The 19,926-nt window shown below is 68.6% G+C and carries 21 protein-coding genes; 7 read left to right on the top strand and 14 right to left on the bottom strand.

Features of this window, described 5'->3' with window-relative positions; genetic code table 11:
- The 4 genes from rnr to A7A76_RS05570 all read left to right on the top strand — a co-directional run.
- Window positions 1–2,315: ribonuclease R (gene rnr / locus A7A76_RS05585; protein ID WP_428995090.1), on the top strand; the 2,315-nt coding region annotated here is incomplete at its 5' end.
- Window positions 2,316–2,579: 264 nt separating this feature from the next.
- Window positions 2,580–3,335 (top strand): 23S rRNA (guanosine(2251)-2'-O)-methyltransferase RlmB, encoded by a 756-nt coding sequence (gene rlmB / locus A7A76_RS05580; protein ID WP_206410263.1) that lies wholly within the window; start codon window positions 2,580–2,582, stop codon window positions 3,333–3,335.
- A 349-nt stretch (window positions 3,336–3,684) separates the two neighbouring features.
- A complete protein-coding gene (gene sugE / locus A7A76_RS05575) occupies window positions 3,685–3,996 on the top strand; it encodes a quaternary ammonium compound efflux SMR transporter SugE (protein WP_096377422.1) in 312 nt (103 codons plus the stop codon).
- A gap of 112 nt (window positions 3,997–4,108) precedes the next feature.
- Entirely contained in the window at window positions 4,109–4,555 is a 447-nt protein-coding gene (locus tag A7A76_RS05570; protein WP_206410262.1) for an acetyltransferase, read from the top strand.
- A 125-nt stretch (window positions 4,556–4,680) separates the two neighbouring features.
- Here A7A76_RS05570 and A7A76_RS05565 read toward each other — a convergent pair whose 3' ends face one another.
- The 11 genes from A7A76_RS05565 to pstS (A7A76_RS05515) form a co-directional block, all read right to left on the bottom strand.
- Window positions 4,681–5,292 (bottom strand): glycoside hydrolase family 19 protein, encoded by a 612-nt coding sequence (locus tag A7A76_RS05565; RefSeq protein ID WP_206410261.1) that lies wholly within the window; start codon window positions 5,290–5,292, stop codon window positions 4,681–4,683.
- 230 nt (window positions 5,293–5,522) lie between these two features.
- Entirely contained in the window at window positions 5,523–6,170 is a 648-nt protein-coding gene (rnt, locus tag A7A76_RS05560) for a ribonuclease T (RefSeq protein ID WP_206410260.1), read from the bottom strand.
- Between the two features lie 155 nt (window positions 6,171–6,325).
- Window positions 6,326–7,078: an HvfC family RiPP maturation protein gene (locus A7A76_RS05555; RefSeq protein WP_206410259.1), complete on the bottom strand. Its 753-nt coding sequence runs from the start codon at window positions 7,076–7,078 to the stop codon at window positions 6,326–6,328.
- 4 nt (window positions 7,079–7,082) lie between these two features.
- Entirely contained in the window at window positions 7,083–7,958 is an 876-nt protein-coding gene (locus A7A76_RS05550; protein ID WP_206410258.1) for an HvfB family MNIO-type RiPP peptide maturase, read from the bottom strand.
- Between the two features lie 22 nt (window positions 7,959–7,980).
- Window positions 7,981–8,409: an HvfA family oxazolone/thioamide-modified RiPP metallophore gene (locus tag A7A76_RS05545; protein WP_206410257.1), complete on the bottom strand. Its 429-nt coding sequence runs from the start codon at window positions 8,407–8,409 to the stop codon at window positions 7,981–7,983.
- 215 nt (window positions 8,410–8,624) lie between these two features.
- Window positions 8,625–9,140 (bottom strand): RNA polymerase sigma factor, encoded by a 516-nt coding sequence (locus tag A7A76_RS05540; protein WP_074866248.1) that lies wholly within the window; start codon window positions 9,138–9,140, stop codon window positions 8,625–8,627.
- Window positions 9,141–9,519: 379 nt separating this feature from the next.
- On the bottom strand, window positions 9,520–10,230 hold the full coding sequence (gene phoU, locus A7A76_RS05535; RefSeq protein WP_206410256.1) for a phosphate signaling complex protein PhoU: 711 nt from the start codon (window positions 10,228–10,230) through the stop codon (window positions 9,520–9,522).
- Window positions 10,231–10,366: 136 nt separating this feature from the next.
- Window positions 10,367–11,191 carry a phosphate ABC transporter ATP-binding protein PstB gene (pstB, locus tag A7A76_RS05530; protein ID WP_232518454.1) on the bottom strand — a complete coding sequence of 275 codons (825 nt, stop codon included), beginning with the start codon at window positions 11,189–11,191 and terminating at the stop codon, window positions 10,367–10,369.
- A 37-nt stretch (window positions 11,192–11,228) separates the two neighbouring features.
- Window positions 11,229–12,134 carry a phosphate ABC transporter permease PstA gene (gene pstA / locus A7A76_RS05525; RefSeq protein ID WP_206410255.1) on the bottom strand — a complete coding sequence of 302 codons (906 nt, stop codon included), beginning with the start codon at window positions 12,132–12,134 and terminating at the stop codon, window positions 11,229–11,231.
- The gene (gene pstC / locus A7A76_RS05520; protein WP_206410254.1) at window positions 12,134–13,105 is read right to left on the bottom strand and encodes a phosphate ABC transporter permease subunit PstC; all 972 of its coding nucleotides are present in this window, start codon (window positions 13,103–13,105) and stop codon (window positions 12,134–12,136) included. The genes pstA and pstC overlap by 1 nt, the downstream gene beginning before the upstream one ends.
- A gap of 304 nt (window positions 13,106–13,409) precedes the next feature.
- Window positions 13,410–14,498: a phosphate ABC transporter substrate-binding protein PstS gene (gene pstS / locus A7A76_RS05515; RefSeq protein WP_206410253.1), complete on the bottom strand. Its 1,089-nt coding sequence runs from the start codon at window positions 14,496–14,498 to the stop codon at window positions 13,410–13,412.
- Between the two features lie 76 nt (window positions 14,499–14,574).
- On the opposite strand from pstS (A7A76_RS05515), the gene A7A76_RS26315 reads away from it, so the two are divergent.
- Entirely contained in the window at window positions 14,575–15,075 is a 501-nt protein-coding gene (locus A7A76_RS26315; protein WP_428995089.1) for a DUF6053 domain-containing protein, read from the top strand.
- Here A7A76_RS26315 and pstS (A7A76_RS05510) read toward each other — a convergent pair.
- Window positions 15,069–16,088 carry a phosphate ABC transporter substrate-binding protein PstS gene (pstS, locus tag A7A76_RS05510; protein WP_206410252.1) on the bottom strand — a complete coding sequence of 340 codons (1,020 nt, stop codon included), beginning with the start codon at window positions 16,086–16,088 and terminating at the stop codon, window positions 15,069–15,071. The genes A7A76_RS26315 and pstS (A7A76_RS05510) overlap by 7 nt on opposite strands.
- A 272-nt stretch (window positions 16,089–16,360) precedes the next feature.
- On the opposite strand from pstS (A7A76_RS05510), the gene A7A76_RS05505 reads away from it, so the two are divergent.
- The gene (locus A7A76_RS05505) at window positions 16,361–16,975 is read left to right on the top strand and encodes a LysM peptidoglycan-binding domain-containing protein (RefSeq protein WP_206410251.1); all 615 of its coding nucleotides are present in this window, start codon (window positions 16,361–16,363) and stop codon (window positions 16,973–16,975) included.
- 377 nt (window positions 16,976–17,352) lie between these two features.
- Here A7A76_RS05505 and A7A76_RS05500 read toward each other — a convergent pair whose 3' ends face one another.
- On the bottom strand, window positions 17,353–18,645 hold the full coding sequence (locus A7A76_RS05500) for an OprO/OprP family phosphate-selective porin (RefSeq protein ID WP_206410250.1): 1,293 nt from the start codon (window positions 18,643–18,645) through the stop codon (window positions 17,353–17,355).
- A 147-nt stretch (window positions 18,646–18,792) separates the two neighbouring features.
- Window positions 18,793–19,449 carry an endonuclease III gene (gene nth, locus A7A76_RS05495; protein ID WP_206410264.1) on the bottom strand — a complete coding sequence of 219 codons (657 nt, stop codon included), beginning with the start codon at window positions 19,447–19,449 and terminating at the stop codon, window positions 18,793–18,795.
- Window positions 19,450–19,537: 88 nt separating this feature from the next.
- On the opposite strand from nth, the gene A7A76_RS05490 reads away from it, so the two are divergent.
- Window positions 19,538–19,926, top strand: a 389-nt coding sequence (locus A7A76_RS05490) for a hypothetical protein (protein ID WP_206410249.1), incomplete at its 3' end; no start/stop codon positions are given.

Below are 19,926 nucleotides of genomic sequence, written 5' to 3'. Positions count from 1 at the left end.
CCGCGCCCGCCGGCGGCTCCCCCGGCGCCCCGGGCAAGCGCCCCGCGGCCGCGCCGCTGCCGACCGCGCATTACGGCGAACACCAGGATCCGCACGCCGAGCGCGAAGCCGCGCGCTACGCCCAGCCGATCGCCAGCCGCGAGCTGATCCTGCAGACCCTGGGCGGCGCCGACGGCCCGATGCGCGCCGAGGAACTCGCCCAGCGCCTGCAGCTGACCGAACCCGAGCGCGCCGACGCGCTCGGCAAGCGCCTTGCGGCGATGATCCGCGACGGCCAGTTGCTGCTCAACCGCAAGGGCGAGTTCGCCCCGGCCGCGCAGATGGACCTGATCCCCGGCGTGGTGATCGCCAACCCCGACGGCTTCGGCTTCCTGCGCCCGGAATCCGGCGGCGGCGACGACCTGTTCCTGCCGCCGTTCGAAATGCGCAAGGCCATGCACGGCGACCGCGTGCTCGCCAGCGTCACCGGCGTCGACCGCCGCGGCCGCCGCGAAGGCGCGATCGTGGAAGTGCTCGAACGCCGGCTCAACCGTTTGATCGGCCGCTTCACCCTCGAGCAGGGCATCAGCTACGTGGTGCCCGACGACCGCCGCATCCAGCGCAACGTGCAGATTCCGCCGGACGCGCGCATGGACGCGAAAAACGGCCAGTTGGTGGTGTGCGAGCTGGTGCAGGCGCCGGACCACCATCGCCCGCCGATCGGCCGCGTGCTCGCCGTGCTCGGCGAAAAGCTCACCGCCTCGCTGGCGGTGCAGGCCGCGATCCACGGCCACGAGATTCCCGATGTGTTCCCGCAGGAGGTGCTCGACGAAGCCGCGGCGGTGCCGCTGACGGTGCCCGAGTCGGTCGCCGCGCAGCGCGTGGACCTGCGCGCGATGCCGCTGGTCACCATCGACGGCGAGGACGCCAAGGACTTCGACGACGCGGTCTATTGCGAGAGCAACCGCCAGGGCTTCCGCCTGGTCGTCGCCATCGCCGACGTTTCGCATTATGTGCGCCCCGGCACCCCGCTCGACGACGAAGCGCAGAAGCGCGCGACCTCGGTGTACTTCCCCGGTTTCGTCGTGCCGATGCTGCCGGAGACGCTGTCCAACGGCATTTGTTCGCTGAATCCGAAGGTCGACCGGCTGTGTTTCGTCTGCGACATGCAGATCGACCGCAGCGGCGAAGTGACCTCGTCGAAGTTCTACGAAGCGGTGATGAATTCGCACGCGCGCCTGACCTACACGACGGTGTGGAACGCGGTCGGCGACGTGCCCGAGGAGGCCAAGGCCGAGGCGCAGGCGCAGATCGGTTCGCTGCTGCCCAACATCGAGCGCCTGCATCAGCTGTTCCAGGTGCTGGTCAAGGCGCGCCAGCAGCGCGGCGCGATCGAGTTCGAATCCAGCGAGGTGCGCTTCGTCATCGGCAAGGACGGCGAGGTGGTGCAGGCGGGCATGCTCCAGCGCAACGACGCGCACAAGCTGATCGAGGAATGCATGATCGCGGCGAACGTGGAAGCCGCGAAGTACCTCATGGCCCAGCAGGTGCCGGCGCCGTACCGCGTGCACGAGCGGCCGCCGGAACAGAAGTACGCCGACCTGCAGGAGTTCCTCAAGGAATTCAAGTTGCGCATGCCGGCCTGGAACCAGGTCGAACCGCGCGATTTCACCCATCTGCTGAAGAAGATCCGCGACCGCCCCGACGCCGCGCTGCTGGAATCGGTGCTGCTGCGCAGCCAGAGCCTGGCGGTGTACGCGCCGGAGAACACCGGCCACTTCGGCCTGGCGCTGCACGCCTACGCCCACTTCACCTCGCCGATCCGGCGCTATCCCGACCTGCTGGTGCACCGCGCGATCAAGCACGCGCTGAGCGGGGCCAAGCCGGCGTCCTACCTGTACTCGCCGCGGCAGATGGCGGCGCTGGCGCTGCAGTGCTCCGAGCGCGAACGCCGCGCCGACGAGGCCGAGCGCGAGGTCGACGAGCGTTACCGCGCGGCGTGGATGGAACAGCACGTCGGCGGCGAATTCGACGGCGTGATCAGCGGGGTGACCAGCTTCGGGCTGTTCATCGAGCTCGACGATTCCAAGGTCAACGGCCTGGTCCACGTGACCCAGCTGCCGCACGACTATTACCACTTCGACCCGATCCGCAAGACCTTGTCGGGCGAGCGCACCGGCCGCGAGTACCGGCTCGGCGACCGGGTCCGGATCGTCGTGCTCAAGGCCAGCGTCGAGGACCGCAAGATCGACTTCAAGCTGGTCGACGAGGAGCGCGGCGTGAAGCCGCTGCCGCCGCGCGGGCAGCCGGCCAAGCGGGTCAAGCAGAAGTACTGAACGCGGCGCCCGAAGCCCCTGTAGGAGGGCGCAAGCCGCGACCAACCGAAGCGGTTGACTTCAGCGCAGCGGCCGAAGACCGGGCAATCGGTGTGCTGGTGCCGAAGTCCCGATTGTCCGGGCTCCGGCTGTAGTTGTGGTATCGATCGCTTCGGTTGGTCGCGGCTCGCGCCGCTCCTACAGGGGGCGGCCGGGGTTGCGGCTGCATGCCGTAGAATTTCCGCCCTCACGCCTCACCGGGCCCCAGGCCCACACGGACCACCCATGAGCCAGAAACAATGGATCGCCGGCATCAACGCCGTCTCCGCCGCCGTCGAGCACGACGCCGCCAACGTGCGCGAGGTGCTGATCGAGGCCGGCGCCAAGAACCCGCGCCTGGCCGAGATCGAGACCGCCGCGCGCCGCGCCGACATCGACGTGCGCCGGGTCGCGACCCAGGCGCTGGACGGCGTGGTCGGCGGGCTGCGCCACCAGGGCGTGGTCGCGCGCTACGCCGCCGCCAAGACCTGGAGCGAGAACGAGCTGGAAGGCCTGATCGAGGCCGCGCAGGGCCGCGCCCTGGTGCTGATCCTCGACGGCGTGCAAGATCCGCACAACCTCGGCGCCTGCCTGCGCAGCGCGGCCGCGGCCGGCGCCACCGCGGTGATCATCCCCAAGGACAAGGCGGTGCAGGTCAACGCGACCGTGCGCAAGACCTCGGCCGGCGCCGCCGACAGCGTGCCGGTGGTCCCGGTGACCAACCTGGCGCGCAGCCTGCGCGAGCTGCAGCGGCTGGGCGTGTGGATCTACGGCCTGGCCGGCGAGGCCGACGCATCGCTGTATTCGCTGGACCTGCGCGGCAACGTCGCGCTGGCGCTGGGCGGCGAAGCCGACGGCCTGCGCCGGCTGACCCGCGAGACCTGCGATCAGTTGGTCAAGATTCCGATGCCTGGCGGCGATGCGGCCACGGGCGTGGAAAGCCTGAACGTGTCGGTGGCGGCGGGTGTGACCTTGTTCGAGGCGGTGCGGCAGCGCGGGTGAGCGGGCGCGGCGATTCGGCCGGAAAGCGTCGGGACTGAAGTCCCTCCCACAACAGCCTCCCACATTGGCCTCCCACAACAGCCTGAGCAGTCCGAAGACGGCTTTTGTGGGAGGGACTTCAGTCCCGATGCTTTCCGCTCAGCTCCCGCGACCCCGCAAGGCCGTAAACACCGCAAAGACCTATGTAACCCTCCGCTGACCCCGAGATCCGCCGCGCGGCCCCGCCCACGGCCGGGCCGATATACTGCGCCGCGACCGACCTGGGACGGCCCAGGTCCGCGCAGCCCGATCCTTCCTTCTGCGGCGCGTTACATCCGGGGACGGCCCCATCGATCATGGGAGCTGCATTATGCCTTGGGTTCTTCTCGTCTTCGCCGGCCTGTTCGAAATCGGCTGGGCCATCGGCCTCAAATACACCGAGGGCTTCACCCGCCTGTGGCCGTCGGTCGGCACCGTCGCCTCGATGGCGATCAGCGTCGGCCTGCTCGGCCTGGCGATGAAAACCTTGCCGGTCGGCACCGCCTACGCGATCTGGGTCGGCATCGGCGCGGTCGGCACGGTCATCCTCGGCATGGTGCTGTTCAACGAGCCGGCCACCGCGCTGCGCATCGCCAGCATCGTGCTGATCGTCGCCGGACTGGTCGGCCTGAAACTCGCCTGATAGGGCCTGACCCGGGCCTGAGTCGCTGGCGGCGACGTCCGCGTCCCGGCATCATCGCCACCCGCGGCGCCGCACCTGCGGCGCCGCGTTCGTTTCCACGGAACCCAACGCCATGTCCATCCGCGAACGCCAGGCCGCCGACCACCCGCGATTGCTAGAACTGTGGGAGCGCTCGGTGCGCGCCACCCACGATTTCCTCAGCGACGCCGACATCGCCGAGCTGCGCCCGCAAGTGCGCGACATCTACTTCGACGCGGTCGAGATCTGGATCTACGAGGATGCCGCCGGTCTGGCCGGTTTCATCGGCCTGTCCGACACGCAAGTGGAGATGCTGTTCCTGGAACCCGAACGGCGCGGGCAGGGCATCGGCACGCGCCTGCTCGACCACGCGCGCGGCCTGCGCGGCGCGCTCACCGTCGACGTCAACGAGCACAACCCGCAGGCGCACGGCTTCTACCGGCGCTACGGTTTCGTCGACACCGGGCGCTCGCCGCTGGACGGCCAGGGCCGGCCGTTTCCGCTGATCCACATGGCGCTGCCGCGCAACGCGGCGGGCTGAGCGCCGGCGCGCGTTCCGCACCGGCGAGCGCCCCGGTTGCAAGGCCGACTGCGCCACAACCACGCGCCGCCCGCTTCACTCAGCGCGTGCTTCACTTCAACGCCCGCTTCACTGCAACGCCCGCTTCACTCCAACGCGTTCACCAGCAACTCGTCGAAGCGCCGCGCGATATCGGCGATGGTCTGCGCCTTGTCCTGGCCGTTGATGATCCGCCGCGCTTCTTCGTAGTTCGGCAACTGTCCCGGCTTGAAGTAGTTGTCGAGCTTCTTGCCGGTGAACCAGCCCTGCTTCATGCCCTGCATGGCGATGGCGTAGGCGACTTCCGGCTTTTTCGCGTCTTCGGGCTTGTTGACCAGATCCAGGCCGAGGAAGCGGCCGGCGCGGTCGTAGTTGTTGCGGCCGGTGAGCTGCACGTAACCGCGGCCGTGGAAGCGCGCGCCGTCGCCGCGCCGGGTGTTGCCCAGCGCCTTGCCGATGCGCGAGTCGGGGCCGTACAGGCGCTCGAAGCGCGCGTCGTCGCCGAACTCGTCGATCGGCCGCAGCGTATGCGCGGTTTCCCACTTGAACGTCGCCAGGCAATAGGCGATCTGGTAGCGGTGCACCGGATTGAGGCTGAAGCTGGCGTCCTGCTCGATCCGGCCGATCAAAAAGCGCAGCGCCTGGGCGAGCTCCTCGCGCAACGGGCCGAAGCGCTTGCGGTAGCCGTCGAGAAACTGGTCGTCGTCGAACGCGAACATGGTGTCCTCCCATCCGTGGACAGGCGCAGACGCGCGGGCCGCCGCGAAAGCGCCGGCGCGTCGGTGCCGGTTACCTCTCCATCAACGCGGCGATCCGCGCGCGGCGGCCAGGCGCAGGCGTTGCGAGGGCGATACGCCGACCGGCGGCGCAGCCGCCGTCCGCCAGGCGCGGCAGTCGGGAACGGGAACTTGGACGGGTCGGGGCGGGCGCGGCCGCCCCGCAAGGCCTCTCAGCCGCGCGCCGGCCAGGCGTTGACGATCTTGCAGAACAATTCGGCGGTGCGGTTGGTGTCGTACACCGCCGAGTGCGCTTCCTCGCCGTTCCAGACGAAGCCCGCGGCCTGCACCGCGCGCGCCAGCACGGTCTGGCCGTAGGCGACGCCGGCCAGGGTCACGGTGTCGAACACGCTGAAGGGGTGGAACGGGTTGCGCTTGTGGCCGCTGCGCGCGACCGCGGCGTTGAGGAAGTTGAGGTCGAAGTGGGCGTTGTGGCCGACCAGGATCGCGCGCTGGCAGCCGTGGCGCTTGACCGCTTCGCGCACCGGCGCGAACACCGCTTCCAGCGCCTGCCGTTCGGGCTTGGCGTCGCGGAAGGGGTGGTCGATGTCGATGCCGGTGACTTCCAGCGACTTGGGATCGATCAGGGTGCCGGCGGCGGGCACCACGTGCGAACTGGCGACCTCGCCGGGCACCAGCAGGCCGTCGGCGTCGAGCTCGATCGGCTGCACGGCGATTTCGAGCAGGGCGTGCTTGTTCCAGTCGAAGCCGCCGGTTTCCACGTCCACGACCACCGGCAGGTAGCCGCGGAAGCGGGTGGCGAGGGTGGCGGGGACGGGCGCGGCGGGGGCGGCGCTGGGGACGGGGCCGGGGTCGATCATGGCGGGAAGCCTAGCAAATCGGGGCTTGCCGGTCGCTGGATGGTGCGGGTGCGGCTTGCGGGAGCGGCGCTAGCCGCGACTGCGGGCCTTCATGCTTGCGTCGCAAGCGCGATGTCGCGGTCGCGGCTCGCGCCGCTCCTGCAAGGGGCTTCGGCTTAGAAATACACCACGCCGGTGGCGCGCATCTGGCGCAACAAGGCGGCGCCCATGTCCACGAACGCGGCCTCGTCGTCGCTGCCGGCTTCGGCCGCCAGCGCGCGCAACTGCTCGCGGGCGGTCAGTTGCGGCGACTCTTCCAGCCGTTGCAGCAGGCGATAGGCCAAGGGGCTCAGTTCGGAAAAGCGCACCTCGCCGTCGGCCTCGCGGCGCAGCAGCAGCAAGGTCGGCGCCGGCGGCGGTTGCGCGGGCTGGAAGTCCGGGCCGAGCCGGTGCACCGGCCAGGCGTAGGCCAGCGGCCAGGCCAGCGGCGACAGGCGCGGCGGGTGTTCGAGCAGGCGGTCGTCGCCGATGCCGGCGTCGTCGCCCGCGGCGGTCGCCTCGCTGAGCTGCAGCGCCAGCTCGACCCATTCGTAATGCGCCAGCTCCAGCAGGAACGGTGGGTCGAGCGCGTCGAGATCCTGCAGATAGCGCTGGAACTCGCGCGCGATCTCGGCGAACAGCGGCGTGTGGCAGCGGTGGTCGCGATAGAAATCGCGCACCAGCCGCTCCCAGCGCTCCTCGCCGAGGATGTTTTCGATGACCGGAAAATTGCCCGACAACAGACTGGCGATGTTGTTGAACAGCAAGTCGCGGTAGATGCCCAGGCGGCGGTCTTCGATGCCGGCCGGCGCGGGGCTGGCGGACGGATCGCGCAAGTGCCGGGTCAGTTCGAACTGTTGCGCGCGCAGGCGCGAGACGGCGTCGTTCATGGGCTCAGGCGCGGGCGCGGCGGGCGGGATCGCGCGCGGCCGGTGCGGCCGATTCGCGCAGGATGCGGCGCACCAGGCACAGTTCGTCGACCAGTTCGGCGTAGGGCGGGAAATTGAAATCGCGTTCCAGCAAGGTCGGGCGCGGCCCGAACAGGCGGTAGGCGTCGGCCAGCAGATCCCAGACCTCGCGCTTGACCGGCGCGCCGTGGGTGTCGACCTTCAGATCGTCGGCCTCGTCGTAATGGCCGGCGACGTGCAGATAGGCGATGCGCTCGTGCGGCATCGCGCGGATGAACTCCAGCGCGTCGTAGCGGTGGTTGATCGAATTGACGTAGACGTTGTTGACGTCCAGCAGCAGGTCGCAATCGGCCTCGGCCAGCACCGCGCGGGTGAACTCGATCTCGCTCATTTCCTGGTGCGGCGCGGCGTAGTAGGAGGCGTTCTCCACCGCGATGCGGCGGCCGACGATGTCCTGGGTGCGGCGGATGCGCGCGGCGACGTGATGCACGGCTTGCTCGGTGAACGGAATCGGCAGCAGGTCGTAGAGGTGGCCGTCGTCGCTGCAGTAGCTCAGGTGTTCGCTGTAGCAGGCCACGGCGTGCTCGTCGAGGAAGCGGCGCACGCGGACGAGGAAGGTCTCGTCCAGCGGCGCGGTGCCGCCCAGCGACAGCGACAGGCCGTGGCAGACCAGCGGATAGCGCGCGGACAGCTCGCGCAATTGCTCGCCGTAGCGTCCGCCGACGCCGATCCAGTTTTCCGGCGCGAGTTCGAGGAAATCGAAATCGCGCGCGGCGCCGGGCGCGTGCGGCGCGGACTGCAGCGGGCCCAGCAGGGCCCGCCGCAGGCCGAGGCCGACGGCATCCGGGGTCAACGAATGCATGCGGTCCACGGCGATGCCGCGATTACATCGAACCGCCGCACTTGCCCTCGCCGCACTTGCCTTCGCCCGCCTTCTTGGCGGCCGGAGCGGCCGCGGCGGCGCCCTTCTTGTCGGCGCCGCACTTGCCTTCGCCGCACTTGCCCTCGGCATGCTTCTTCTTGTCGGCGCCGCACTTGCCTTCGCCGCACTTGCCCTCGGCGTGCTTCTTCTTGTCCGCGCCGCACTTGCCTTCGGCTTTCTTCTTGTCGGCGCCGCAGCTGCCTTCGGCCTTCTTGGCCGCGTCGGTGGCCTTGGCGTCGGCGGCCTTCTCCGCGGTCTGCGCCTGCTGGGCGCCGAGCAGGTAGCCCTGCGACAGGTCGCTCATCGCGAACGCGGAGGCCGACAGGCTCAGGCCGCCGAGCAGGGTGGCGCTCAGCGCGAGGGCGACGGGCTTGTTGATTTGCTTGGACATGGGTTCTCTCCTGGTGGCGACGGGCGGGTGCTCCGCCGGTGTTGGTGGGCGGGCAGGACCCGCCGGGAAACGCGATTGGTGCGCAGCTTAGATCGATTGCGGGTTGGTGCGGGGTGACATCCGTAACGGCTCGGGCAGTCGCCCGGCCCGGGCGGCGGTGCGCGCAGGACGGCCACTGCACGGGGATACGGGGCCGGCCGCGGCGCGGATGCAGCTCACGGCGACAGATACTCGCGCGCCAGCACCCGGGCGCGGTGCAGGCGCGACTTGACCGCCTCGCGGCTCAGGCTCAGTTCCTCGCCGATCTCGGCCACGGTCAGGCCTTCCAGGTCGCGCAGCAGGATGATCTGGCGGTAGTGCGCGGGCAGCGACTCCAGGGCGACGGCGACATCGTGGCGCCACTCGGCCGGCTCGGGCGTGACCACCGGCGCGATCTCGTCGGTGATCGGCTGGCCGCTGAGCAGGCGCCGGCCGCGCTTGAGCCGGTTGCACTCGCGCTTGACGATGCGGAAGGTCCACGAGACGAAGCACTCGAGCACGCGCAGGTCGCGCAGCTTGCGCGAGACCGCGATCAGGCTTTCCTGCACCGCGTCCTCGATGTCGTTGATGACGCAGTGGAATTCGGCGTAGCGGCGCAGGTCCTGGCGCGAGTGCCGCAGCACCCGTTCCAGGGCGGCCGTGTCGCCCGCGCGGGCGGCGGCCAGATCGCCATTGGCCAGTAGCGGCGTCATGTCGGCGCGGTTCCTCTCTTGGTCCGTGAAAATACACCCGGCGAAGGTTGCGGGCATGGATCAAGAGGGGGCCGGGGCGCGCGCGGATTCGCGGCGGGGGCTTGCTACGGCGGCAAGGTTTACCGCGTGTTCAGCGCGGCGGCGCGGTGGAAACGGTTGCAGGCCGAACCTGCGGCGGCCCCGGGCAGGCCGCGGCCGACGGACGGCGCGGCGGTGCCGGCCGCATGCTGCGGCGCAGCGCGAGACCTGTGTGCGGCGTATCGACGGCGAGGGACGGTCCAGCGAACCGGCGCCGGCAGCGCAAACGAAACGGCCCGCCGCGACGCCGCGGCGGGCCGGACCTGGCAGGAGGACGGCGGGCGCGCGCGGCGCCCGGCGCTCACACCGACGCGGTGGTGTTGGTGGCGTCGCGCTTCTCGCGCGGCGGCAGCGGCTCGTCGCCCTTGACCAGGAACCACACGTTCTCGGCGATGTTGGTGGCGTGGTCGCCGACGCGCTCGATGTTCTTGGCCATGAACAGCAGATGGGTGCAGGCGGTGATGCTGCGCGCGTCTTCCATCATGTAGGTCAGCAGCTCGCGGAACAGGCCGGTGTAGGCGGTGTCGACCTCGGCGTCGCGGTCGCGCACGCGCTGCGCCAGTTCGATGTCGTTGTCGCGGTAGGCCACCAGCACGTCGCGCAGCTGCTTGACCGCGAGCGTGCCCAGCGCGTGCAGGCCGGCCACGTGCGGCAGCGGCGGCGACAGGTTCAGCGCGGTCGAGCGCTTGGCGACGTTGGCGGCGTAGTCGCCGACGCGCTCGATGTCGGAGGCGATGCGGATCGCGGCCAGGATCTCGCGCAGGTCGCGCGCCATCGGCCCGCGCAGCGCCAGCTTCATCACGTCGTGGCTGATCTCCTGCTCCAGCGCGTCGATCGCCTCGTCGTTGGCGATGATGCGCTCGGCGGCCTTGTCGTCGCGGCGCTGGACCACGTCGAGCGCGGATTCCAGTTGCGCGGCGGCGATCTCGCCCATGCGCAGGGTTTCGTCGAGCAGGCGGCGCTGCTCGTCGTCGTAGCTTTTGACGATGTGGTCGTGCATCTGGTTGCTCATGAGTGGTGTCCTGATCGCGTTTTTCCTTCTCCCGCTGGCGGGAGACGGTGCCCGCAGGGCGGATGAGGGCGCGCGGCGACGTCGCTCTCACCCCAACCCCTCTCCCGCGGGCGGGAGAGGGGCTCGTAGGGATGGCTCAGCCGAAGCGACCGGTGATGTAGTCCTCGGTCTGCTGCTTGGTCGGCTTGGAGAAGATCTGCTCGGTCGGCCCGTGCTCGATCAGGTCGCCCAGGTACATGAAGGCGGTGAAGTCGGACACGCGCGCGGCCTGCTGCATGTTGTGGGTCACGATCGCGATCGTGTAGTCCTTCTTGAGCTCTTCGACCAACTGCTCGATGCGGCTGGTGGAGATCGGGTCCAGCGCCGAGGTCGGCTCGTCGAGCAGCAGCACCGAGGGCTTGAGCGCCACCGCGCGGGCGATGCACAACCGCTGCTGCTGGCCGCCGGACAGGCCGAGCGCGCTCTGGCCGAGCTTGTCCTTGACCTCGTCCCACAGCGCGCCCTGGCGCAGCGCGTGCTCGACCCGGTCGTTCATTTCCGACTTCGACAGCTTTTCGTGGTGGCGGATGCCGTAGGCCACGTTCTCGAAGATGGTCATCGGGAACGGCACCGGCTTCTGGAACACCATGCCGACCTTGCTGCGCAGGCGGTTCATCGGGTACTTCGGGTCGAGGATGTTCTCCCCGTCCAGCAGCACCTGGCCGCGCGCCTCCAGCTTCGGGTACAGCGCGTAGATGCGGTTGAAGATGCGCAGCAGGGTCGACTTGCCGCAGCCCGACGGGCCGATCAGCGCAGTGACCTGCTTCTCCGGGATTTCCAGGTTGATCGACTTGAGCGCGTGGAACTTGTCGTAATAGAAATTCAGATCGCGCGCGGCCAGCTTGACCGGGTTGGCGCCGACCGCTTCGCGGCCGGGCGTGGCGACGGACAGGCGTGCGTCGGACGAACGAGCGTCATTCATAACCGGGTTCCGGGCGTCAGCGGGAGTGTTGGAGAGGTCAGTCATTGGAAATCCGATTGCGCAGCACCAGCGCGCGCGCGAGCAGGCTTACGACGAGGACGAAGAAGGTCAGCACCAGCGCGCCGGCCCAGGCCAGGGTCTGCCAGGTTTCGTAGGGGCTGCCGGCGAACTGGTTCATCACCACCGGCACGCTCGCCATCGGCTGCAGCACGTTGTGGCTCCAGTACTGGTTGCCGAACGCGGTGAACAGCAGCGGCGCGGTTTCGCCGCTGATGCGCGCCAGCGCCAGCAGCACGCCGGTGACGATGCCGGCCGAGGCGCTGCGGTACAGCACCTGCATGATCACCTTCCACTGCGGCACGCCCAGCGACAGCGCCGCTTCGCGCATCTGCGGCGGCACCAGGCGCAGCATCTCGTCGGTGGTGCGCACCACCACCGGCAGCACGATGAACGCCAGGGCGATCGCGCCGGCGAGCGCGGAGAAGTTGCCGCCGGTCTGCATCACCACCAGGGTGTAGACGAACAGGCCGAGCACGATCGACGGCGCCGACAGCAGGATGTCGTTGACGAAGCGCACCACCGTGCCCATCTTGCGCCCGGCGCCGTACTCGGCGAGCCACGTGCCGGCGGCGATGCCGAGCGGGGTGCCGATGACGATCGCGATCAGGCACATCACCGCGCTGCCGAAGAAGGCGTTGAGCAGGCCGCCTTCCTGCATCGGCGGCGGCGTGTTCTGGGTGAACAGCGCCAGGTTGATGCCGCCGATGCCCTTGGCGATCAGGGTGTAGAGGATCCAGCCGAGGAAGAACAGGCCGAACAGCGCGGCGGCGCAGGCCAGCAGCACCGATATGGCGTTGACGATGCGGCGGCGGCGGTACAGCGAATCGGCGGTGCGGTGGCGCGCGGCTTCGGCCGCGTCGTGCTTGCTGGCGACGGCGCTCATCAGTTGCCCTCCTTGCGCGCGAGTTGCATCAGCATCAGCCGCGCCGCGGCCAATACCACGAAGGTCACGATGAACAGGACGAAGCCGAGCAGCAGCAGGGCCGAGCGGTAGGTCTCGGTGGCCTCGCCGAAGTCGTTGGCGATCAGCGCGGCGATGGTGGTGCCCGGCTCCAGCAGCGAGGCGGAGAAGTTGACCGAGTTGCCGATCACGAAGGCCACCGCCATGGTCTCGCCGAGCGCGCGGCCCAGGCCGAGGAAGATGCCGCCGATGACCGCCGAGCGGGTGTAGGGCAGGACGATGTCCCAGCTGACTTCCCACTTGGTCGAGCCCAGCGCGTAGGCCGATTCCTTGAGCCGCGTGGGCACGGTCAGGAACACCTCGCGCATCACCGAGGAGATGAAGGGAATGACCATGATCGCCAGGACGATGCCGGCGGTGAGCATGCCGATGCCCAGCGGCGGGCCCTGGAACAGCGCGCCGACCACCGGCCAGGTGCCGACGTGGTCGTTGAGCCAGGGCGTGACGTATTCGGTCATCACCGGCACCAGCACGAACAGGCCCCACATGCCGTAGATGATCGACGGGATGCCGGCGAGCAGTTCGATCGCGGTGCCGATCGGGCCGCGCGCCCAGCGCGGCGCGACCTCGGTCAGGAAGAAGGCGATGCCGAAGCTCACCGGCACGGCGATGACCATCGCGATCAGCGCGGTGACGATGGTGCCGTAGATCGGCACCAGCGCGCCGTAATGGTTCTCGACCGGGTTCCACTGCGCGGTGATGAAGAAGTCGATGCCTTCCTCCTGCAGCACGTGGCGGCCGCCCCACAGCATCGACAGCGCGGCGCTGGCCAGGGCGATCAGGACGAAGACGACGGTGGCGGTGAGGGCGTAGCGGAACAGCCGATCCTGGCGCGCGTCCTTGACGTCGCGGGCGGAGGGGCCGGTCTGGGCGGGTAGGGCGGTCGCGTTCATTTGCGAAGGGTGTCCGGCGGGGCCACGCGTGGGAGGGGAGCTGGCTGTCGGGTGGGGCGTTGGGTGCGGCGTTGTCGGCTTCGGTGGATACGGATAGCGGGTATGGCGAATGCTTCCGGAGCCTGCGCGTTGCGGGTGCCGCGTTGCTTACTTGCCGTCATCCCCGCGTAGGCGGGGATCCAGGGCTTCATCGCGACGCGGCTCGCACGGTGGGAGGCGGCGCGCTGAAGGCTCTGGATCCCCGCTTTCGCGGGGATGACGTTCTGACAAAGCCGCGCCCGCTGTGCGGGCGCGGGTCAGAACGTCACTTGAACTCCGCCCCCCAATACGCCTCGATCTGCTTCACCAGCTCCGGCGGCAGCGGCACGTAGTCCAGCGCTTGCGCCTGGGCCTGGCCGTTCTCGAAGGCCCACTTGAAGAACGCGCGCGCGTCGCTGCTGCGCTTGGCGTCCTTGGGCTGCTTGTACATCAGGATGAAATTGGTCGCGGTGATCGGCCAGGACTTCTCGCCGCCGGCGTTGGTGATGACCAGGTTGAAATCCTTGGCGCTGGCCCAGTCGGCGGTGGAGGCCGCGGCCTGGAACGATTCGGCGCTGGGCTGGACGAACTGACCGGCCGCGTTCTGCAGCTGGGTGTGGGCCATCTTGTTCTGCAGCGCGTAGGCCAGTTCGACGTAGCCGACCGAGCCCTTGATCTGCTTCACGTAGGACGCCACGCCCTCGTTGCCCTTGCCGCCGACGCCGCCCGGCCACTGCACCGAGGTGCCTTCGCCGACCTTGGTCTTCCACTCCGGGCTGACCTTGGACAGGTAGTTGGAGAAGTTGAAGGTGGTGCCCGAGCCGTCGGAGCGGTGCACGACGTTGATCTTGAGGTCGGGCAGGGCCACGCCCGGGTTGGCCGCGGCGATGGCCGCGTCGTTCCACTTGGCGACCTTGCCCATGAAGATGTCCGCCAGCAGCGGGCCGGTCAGGCGCAGCTTGCCGGCGTCGATGCCGTCGACGTTGACCACCGGCACCACGCCGCCGATCGCCGAGGGGAACTGGCCCAGGCCCGCGGCGGCGAGCTCGTCGCTCGGCAGCGGCTTGTCGGAGGAGCCGAAATCGACCGTGCCGGCCTTGATCTGGGCGATGCCGCCGCCGGAGCCGATCGACTGGTAGTTGACCTTGGCGCCGGTGGCCTTGTTGTAGTCGTCCGACCACTTCGACAGCAGCGGGAAGATGAAGGTGGCGCCGGCGCCGGTGATCTGCGCGGCGACCTTGTCGCCGGCGGGCGCGGCCGCGTCGGTCTTGGCGTCGCCGTGGGCGGCCGGGTTCTGCTGCTGATTGCCGCCGCAGGCGGCGACGCTGAGCGCGATGGCGAAGGACAGGACGGCGATGCGGGCCGACGATTTCATGCGGTGCTCCATCAAAGGGAGGCCGGCTGGGCGCCGGCTGGGTGGCGCCATTTGATGATCTTTTTGTTACACGGCTATGACATCGATTCGTCACGAATCTGTAGTGAAAGGCCTGCAGGGGTGTCCAAGTTCGCGTTTTTCTGGGGTTTTGCTGCGAATCGGCGGTAACAAAGCGATGCCGGCGAGGGTTGGGGCGGCCTTGGTTCGAATCCGGAAGGGGGCCGCAGTCGCGGTGGCTGGGCTTCCAGGTCCGCGGCTCGAGTCGCTGGGGAAGCCCGCAGGCCCCGGGGTCCGGATCTGTGTTGGAGGTCTTCGGGCCCAAGGCCAGGATCCTTTGTGGGAGGGCCTTCAGGCCCGATGTTTGGATCCTTATGTGGGAGGGCCTTCAGGCCCGATGCTTTTGTCTCCGGTCGCCGCGATCCGGCACAAAAGCATCGGGCCTGAAGGCCCTCCTACAAGGCAACGTTCCCCCGGTCCGCGCTCCCCAAAAAACAACGGGCCCGAAGGCCCGTTGCGCGATCCGTCCTGGCGGCGACCGAGAACCCCCCGGTCCGATCGCCGTCGGTTCGATCAATAGCTCATGTTCGCCTGCCAGTAGGTCTCGATCTGCTTGACCAGCGCGTCCGGCAGCGGTACGTAGTCGAGCGTCTTGGCCTGCGCATCGCCGTTGGCGTAGACCCACTTGAAGAATTCCTTGGCGTTCTTGGCGCCTTCGGCGTTCTTGGGCTGCTTGTACATCAGGATGAAGTTGGTCGCGGTGATCGGCCAGGAGTTCTCGCCCGGCGCGTTGGTCATGACCAGGTAGAAGTCCTTGGCGTTGGCCCAGTCGGCGCTGGCGGCGGCGGCCGAGAAGGTCTCGTCGGTCGGCAGCACGAACTTGCCGTCGGCGTTCTTCAGGCGCGAATAGGCCATCTTGTTCTGCAGCGCGTAGGACAGCTCGACGTAACCGATGCCGCCCTGGATCTGCTTTACGTAGGCGGCCACGCCCTCGTTGCCCTTGCCGCCGATGCCGGTCGGCCACTTCACCGCGGTGCCTTCGCCGACCGAGGTCTTCCACTCCGGGCTGACCTTGGACAGGTAGTTGACGAAGTTGAAGGTGGTGCCCGAGCCGTCGGAGCGGTGCACGACGGTGATCTTCTTCTCCGGCAGCTTGACGCCGCCGTTGAGCGCGACGATGGCCGGATCGTTCCACATGGTGATCTTGCCGAGGAAGATGTTGGCCAGGGTCGCGCCGTCGAGCTTCATCGCGCCCGAGGCCACGCCCGGCACGTTGATCACCGGCACCACGCCGCCGATCACCGACGGGAACTGGGCCAGGCCGAACTTGGCCAGCTCTTCGGGCTTGAGCGGCGCGTCGGAGGAACCGAAGTCCACCGTCGCCGCCTTGATCTGGGCGATGCCGCCGCCGGAGCCGATCGACTGGTAGTTGACCTTCTTGTTGGTCGCCTTGGCGTAATCGGCCGACCACTTCGACATCACCGGGTAGACGAACGACGCGCCGGCGCCGGTCACGTCGGCCGCCTGAGCGTTGAGCGCGAAGGCCGTGGTCAGCGCGAGCGCGGCGAAACGGAGCTTGAGGAGCTTGTGCATGGGTTTCCCTGGAGTGTGAGTGCGGACACGTTCCGCCCTGCGCGCTATTTCATAACGGTTTGGTGACATTTCCGTGTCAGCGCGGCAGGAACCGGCGTCGGCGGCGTACGCGGCGACTGAATGGGGCGCACGAGCGCTCCGCGCGCGCCGCACCGGAGCCGACGGGCCGCTCGCCGGCGCGCAGCTAGGGAATCTCCTAGCTGACGACATGACACTGCGCGGTCATCGTGGGCGCGGGCACCGAAGCCCTTCCCCCGCACACGGAGACGAACATGGCATTGAACGGTCCCGACTATTCCGGTCCCTCGGCCGCGCAGCTCAACGCGACCCTGGTCAACACCAAGGCCGAGGTCGAAGCCGGGCAGGTCAAGGCGCCCGACGGCACCCGTGCGCTGGTGATCGAACCCGGCGACAACCTCAGCGCGATCGCGCAGCGCAACGGCACCTCGGTCGAACAACTGCTCAAGGACAATCCGCAGTGGTCGCTGGATCCGGCGGGCAACCCCGGCACGCGCGACGCCAGCCTGATCTATCCGGGCGAAGTGGTGTTCGTGCGGCCCTTCAGCGACAACGGCCCGCAGCAGACCAGCGCGGTCGGCGCCGACGGCAGGGCGACGTTCCAGAACCAGCGCGACGGCGTGCCGGTCGGCGAGCCGTACCAGGCGCAAGTGGCGCCGAACGGCTATCCGGCCAACAGCGAGATCGTCACCGCCGACGGCCTGGCGATCCGCACCGACGCCCAGGGCGAGCCGCTGACCGGCCCCTACCACGGCACCGAACAGCAGGGCACGGTGCACGGCGAACCGGCGTACCGCAGCTACAGCCAGGACTATGTCGACGGCGTACCGAGCGGGCCGAAGCACTACGCGCCGGGCAAGATGCTCTGATCACGCGCGACGCGGTCGCGGATGGGCGGCGGCGTGGAGCCGTCGCCCGTTTTTTTTCGCCGCGTGACTGTGTTCACCTGCGAACCCGCGACGCAGGTGTGTTTTACCCCCTCCCGCAAGATCGCTGCGCCGCCGCCTACCAGACTGTAGGAGCGACGCGAGTCGCGACCGCGACAACGCAACTGCGGTGAAAGCAGCGGCGTAGCTGCGTTGTCGCGGTCGCGACTCGCGTCGCTCCTACAGTCGGAAACGAGATCGCGCCGCGGCCGCAAAAAAAGAAAGGCGCGGCCGAGGCCGCGCCTTACGATCAATCCGATCGAGGGGGAGAGAGAGGCCGCCCGCGGCATGCAAGCGCGGGCGGGATGCCGCGATGGCGCTTACCAGTAGAACTGCAGACGCGCGCTGACCACGTTCGGGCTGTCGTCGACGACGCGGTTGAAGGTGCGGTTGTTGTACTGCGGGCTCTGCGAGTAGGTCGCGCTGGTCTTGCCGATGTAGCGCGAGCTGTCGACGATCGAGTAGTCCAGCATGAACTTGAAGTTCGAACGCCAGTACCAGTTGACGCCCACGGTCCAGGCGCTCATTTCGCCGCCGAGCACGCCGTCGACGATCGGCGCGGCGGTCGGGGTGGCGCCCGGACGCAGGCTGCCGTCGTTGAGGTCGATCTTGTCGTAGCGGATGCCCACCTGCCACATGCCGCTGGCCGGTTCGTTGGGCAGCGGGGTGGTCGGGGTGCCCGACTTGTAGCCCCAGGTCTCGCCGGTGATGTTCCACAGGCCGCTGACGTACCAGCTGTCGGCGGTGAAGTCCTTGCCGGTCAGGGTGGCGGTCTTGTAACGGTCGAGCGTGCTGCGCATGTACTCGGCCTGGACCTTGAACGGGCCGTGCACGTACATCGCTTCGGCGCCGATGATCGACTGGGTGTCGACGTTGGTCAGGGTGCCGGTATCGACCAGACGGCCGGCGGCCAGATCGGCCTGCGGACGGGTGCGGATGCGCGAGCTGTTGTCGAGCACGCCGGTGTTGCCTTCCAGCTCCGCGTCCAGGTTCACGTACGACAGGCCCAGGTGCAGGATGTTGCCCTTCTCGTTGATCGGGGCGAAGGTGCCGCGCAGGCCGTAGCCCTTGCCGTGCTTCTGGTTGCGGGTCAGCTCGTCGCCGAAGTAGCTGGCGGTGACGCTCCAGTCGTTGGTGCCGTAGCTGTAGGCGACGCCGAGACGACGGGCGATGCCGAAGGTGTTGGTCACCATCGCCTTGGAGATGAAGTCGTTGTTCTTGGTCGAGGACAGCTCTTCCATGCTGTTGGGCTGCTTGAACTGGCCGAACTGCACGAAGTGGTTGCCGTCGCCGCCGATCTTGTACTTCAGGTTGACGTCGAGGAACTTGTCGGCCTTGGCGTCGTAGCCGGCGACCCATTCGAAGTTGCCCGGGCCCTTGCCCTTGAGCACCAGCTCGGCGCGGCGCAGTTCCTGGTCGGTGTCCTTGCCGTCCGGCACGTCGCCGTTGAGGTTCAGCACGTCGCTGTTGAAGTCGTTGTAATCCGCCTGGACCAGACCTTCGAAGGTGACTTCCGAGTCGCCGATGACGTCCAGAGCGATTTCGGCGTGCGCGGCGGGCGCGGCGAGCGCAGCGAACAACGCGACGGCAAGGGTGTTACGCGAGAGTTTCATTTGGTCTAGCCCTGGGGCGTGGAGAGATGGCGCGCAGGCTAGAGTGTGAAAGTTGCGTAAATGTGACAGGGCTGACTTATTTCTCGGGCATGACCGCGGGATGACGCCGTTACAACTGTCAGATTGCGGCCGCAATACCCTTGTCGATCAAGCAGCTACGGGCTCCGGCTCGCCGGGCGTCTTGTCCGGGAAGCGACAAAGATCACGGATGGCGCAGTGCGGGCAATCGGGTTTGCGTGCCTTGCAAACGTAACGTCCGTGAAGGATCAGCCAGTGGTGAGCGTCCTGCAGGTAGCGATCGGGCACCACCTCGAGCAGCTTGTGCTCCACCGCCAGCACGTCCTTGCCCGGCGCCAGGCCGGTGCGGTTGGAGACGCGGAAGATGTGGGTGTCGACCGCGATGGTCGGCTCGCCGAAGGCGGTGTTGAGCACCACGTTGGCGGTCTTGCGGCCGACGCCGGGCAGCGCCTCGAGCGCGGCGCGCTCGCGCGGGACGTCGCCGCCGTGCCGTTCCAGCAACTGCTGCGACAGCGCGACCACGTTCTGCGCCTTGGTGTTGAACAGGCCGATGGTGGCGATGTACGGCTTGAGCCCGTCGACGCCGAGCGCGGCGATGGCCTGCGGCGTGTTCGCCAGCGGGAACAGCTTGCGCGTGGCCTTGTTGACGCCGACGTCGGTGGCCTGCGCCGACAGCGCGACCGCGACCAGCAATTCGAACGGCGTGGTGTATTCCAGTTCGGTGGTCGGATGCGGGTCTAGCGATTGCAGGCGCGCGAACATCTCCTCGATCTGCGCAGGCGGCATCTGCGCGCCGGGGCGTTCGCGCACGGCCGCGTCGACGCGGCCGCTGGGGCGCGGCGGTTTCGCCGAGGGCTTGGCCGCGGCGGCGTTCTTGGTCGCGATTTTCTTCGCGGCGGTTTTTTTCGCGCCTGCCTTCTTCGTTGCCGGTTTGTTCGTCGCTGGTTTCTTCGCCGCCGGTTTCTTCGCCGCGATCTTTTTCGTGGCGGCCTTGGCTGCGGGCTTGCGTGCGGGCGTCTTGTTGGCCGCCGGCGCAGTCTTCTTCGCCGCGGTCTTGCCCGCGGCGGCGGACGCGGAACGGGCGGACTTGGCTGGCCGGGAGGCGGGCGCGGTCTTGGGCATGCGGGGGCGGGCGAGGCGAGAGGGAAAGGATAAGGCCGCGGCGAAGCGGCTACGGCGTGCCGCGCTGGGCGGCCTTGGCCTTGGCGCGGGCCAGCGCCGCGGCGGCGGCGCTAGGCAAGGCGGGGCGGGGCGACGTCTCGG

Origin of the sequence: Lysobacter enzymogenes, assembly GCF_017168095.1 — a bacterium.
Classification (GTDB): Bacteria; Pseudomonadota; Gammaproteobacteria; order Xanthomonadales; family Xanthomonadaceae; genus Lysobacter; species Lysobacter enzymogenes_D.
Note: the sequence above shows the minus strand (reverse complement) of the source record. Positions and strands in the feature narration are given on the sequence as shown.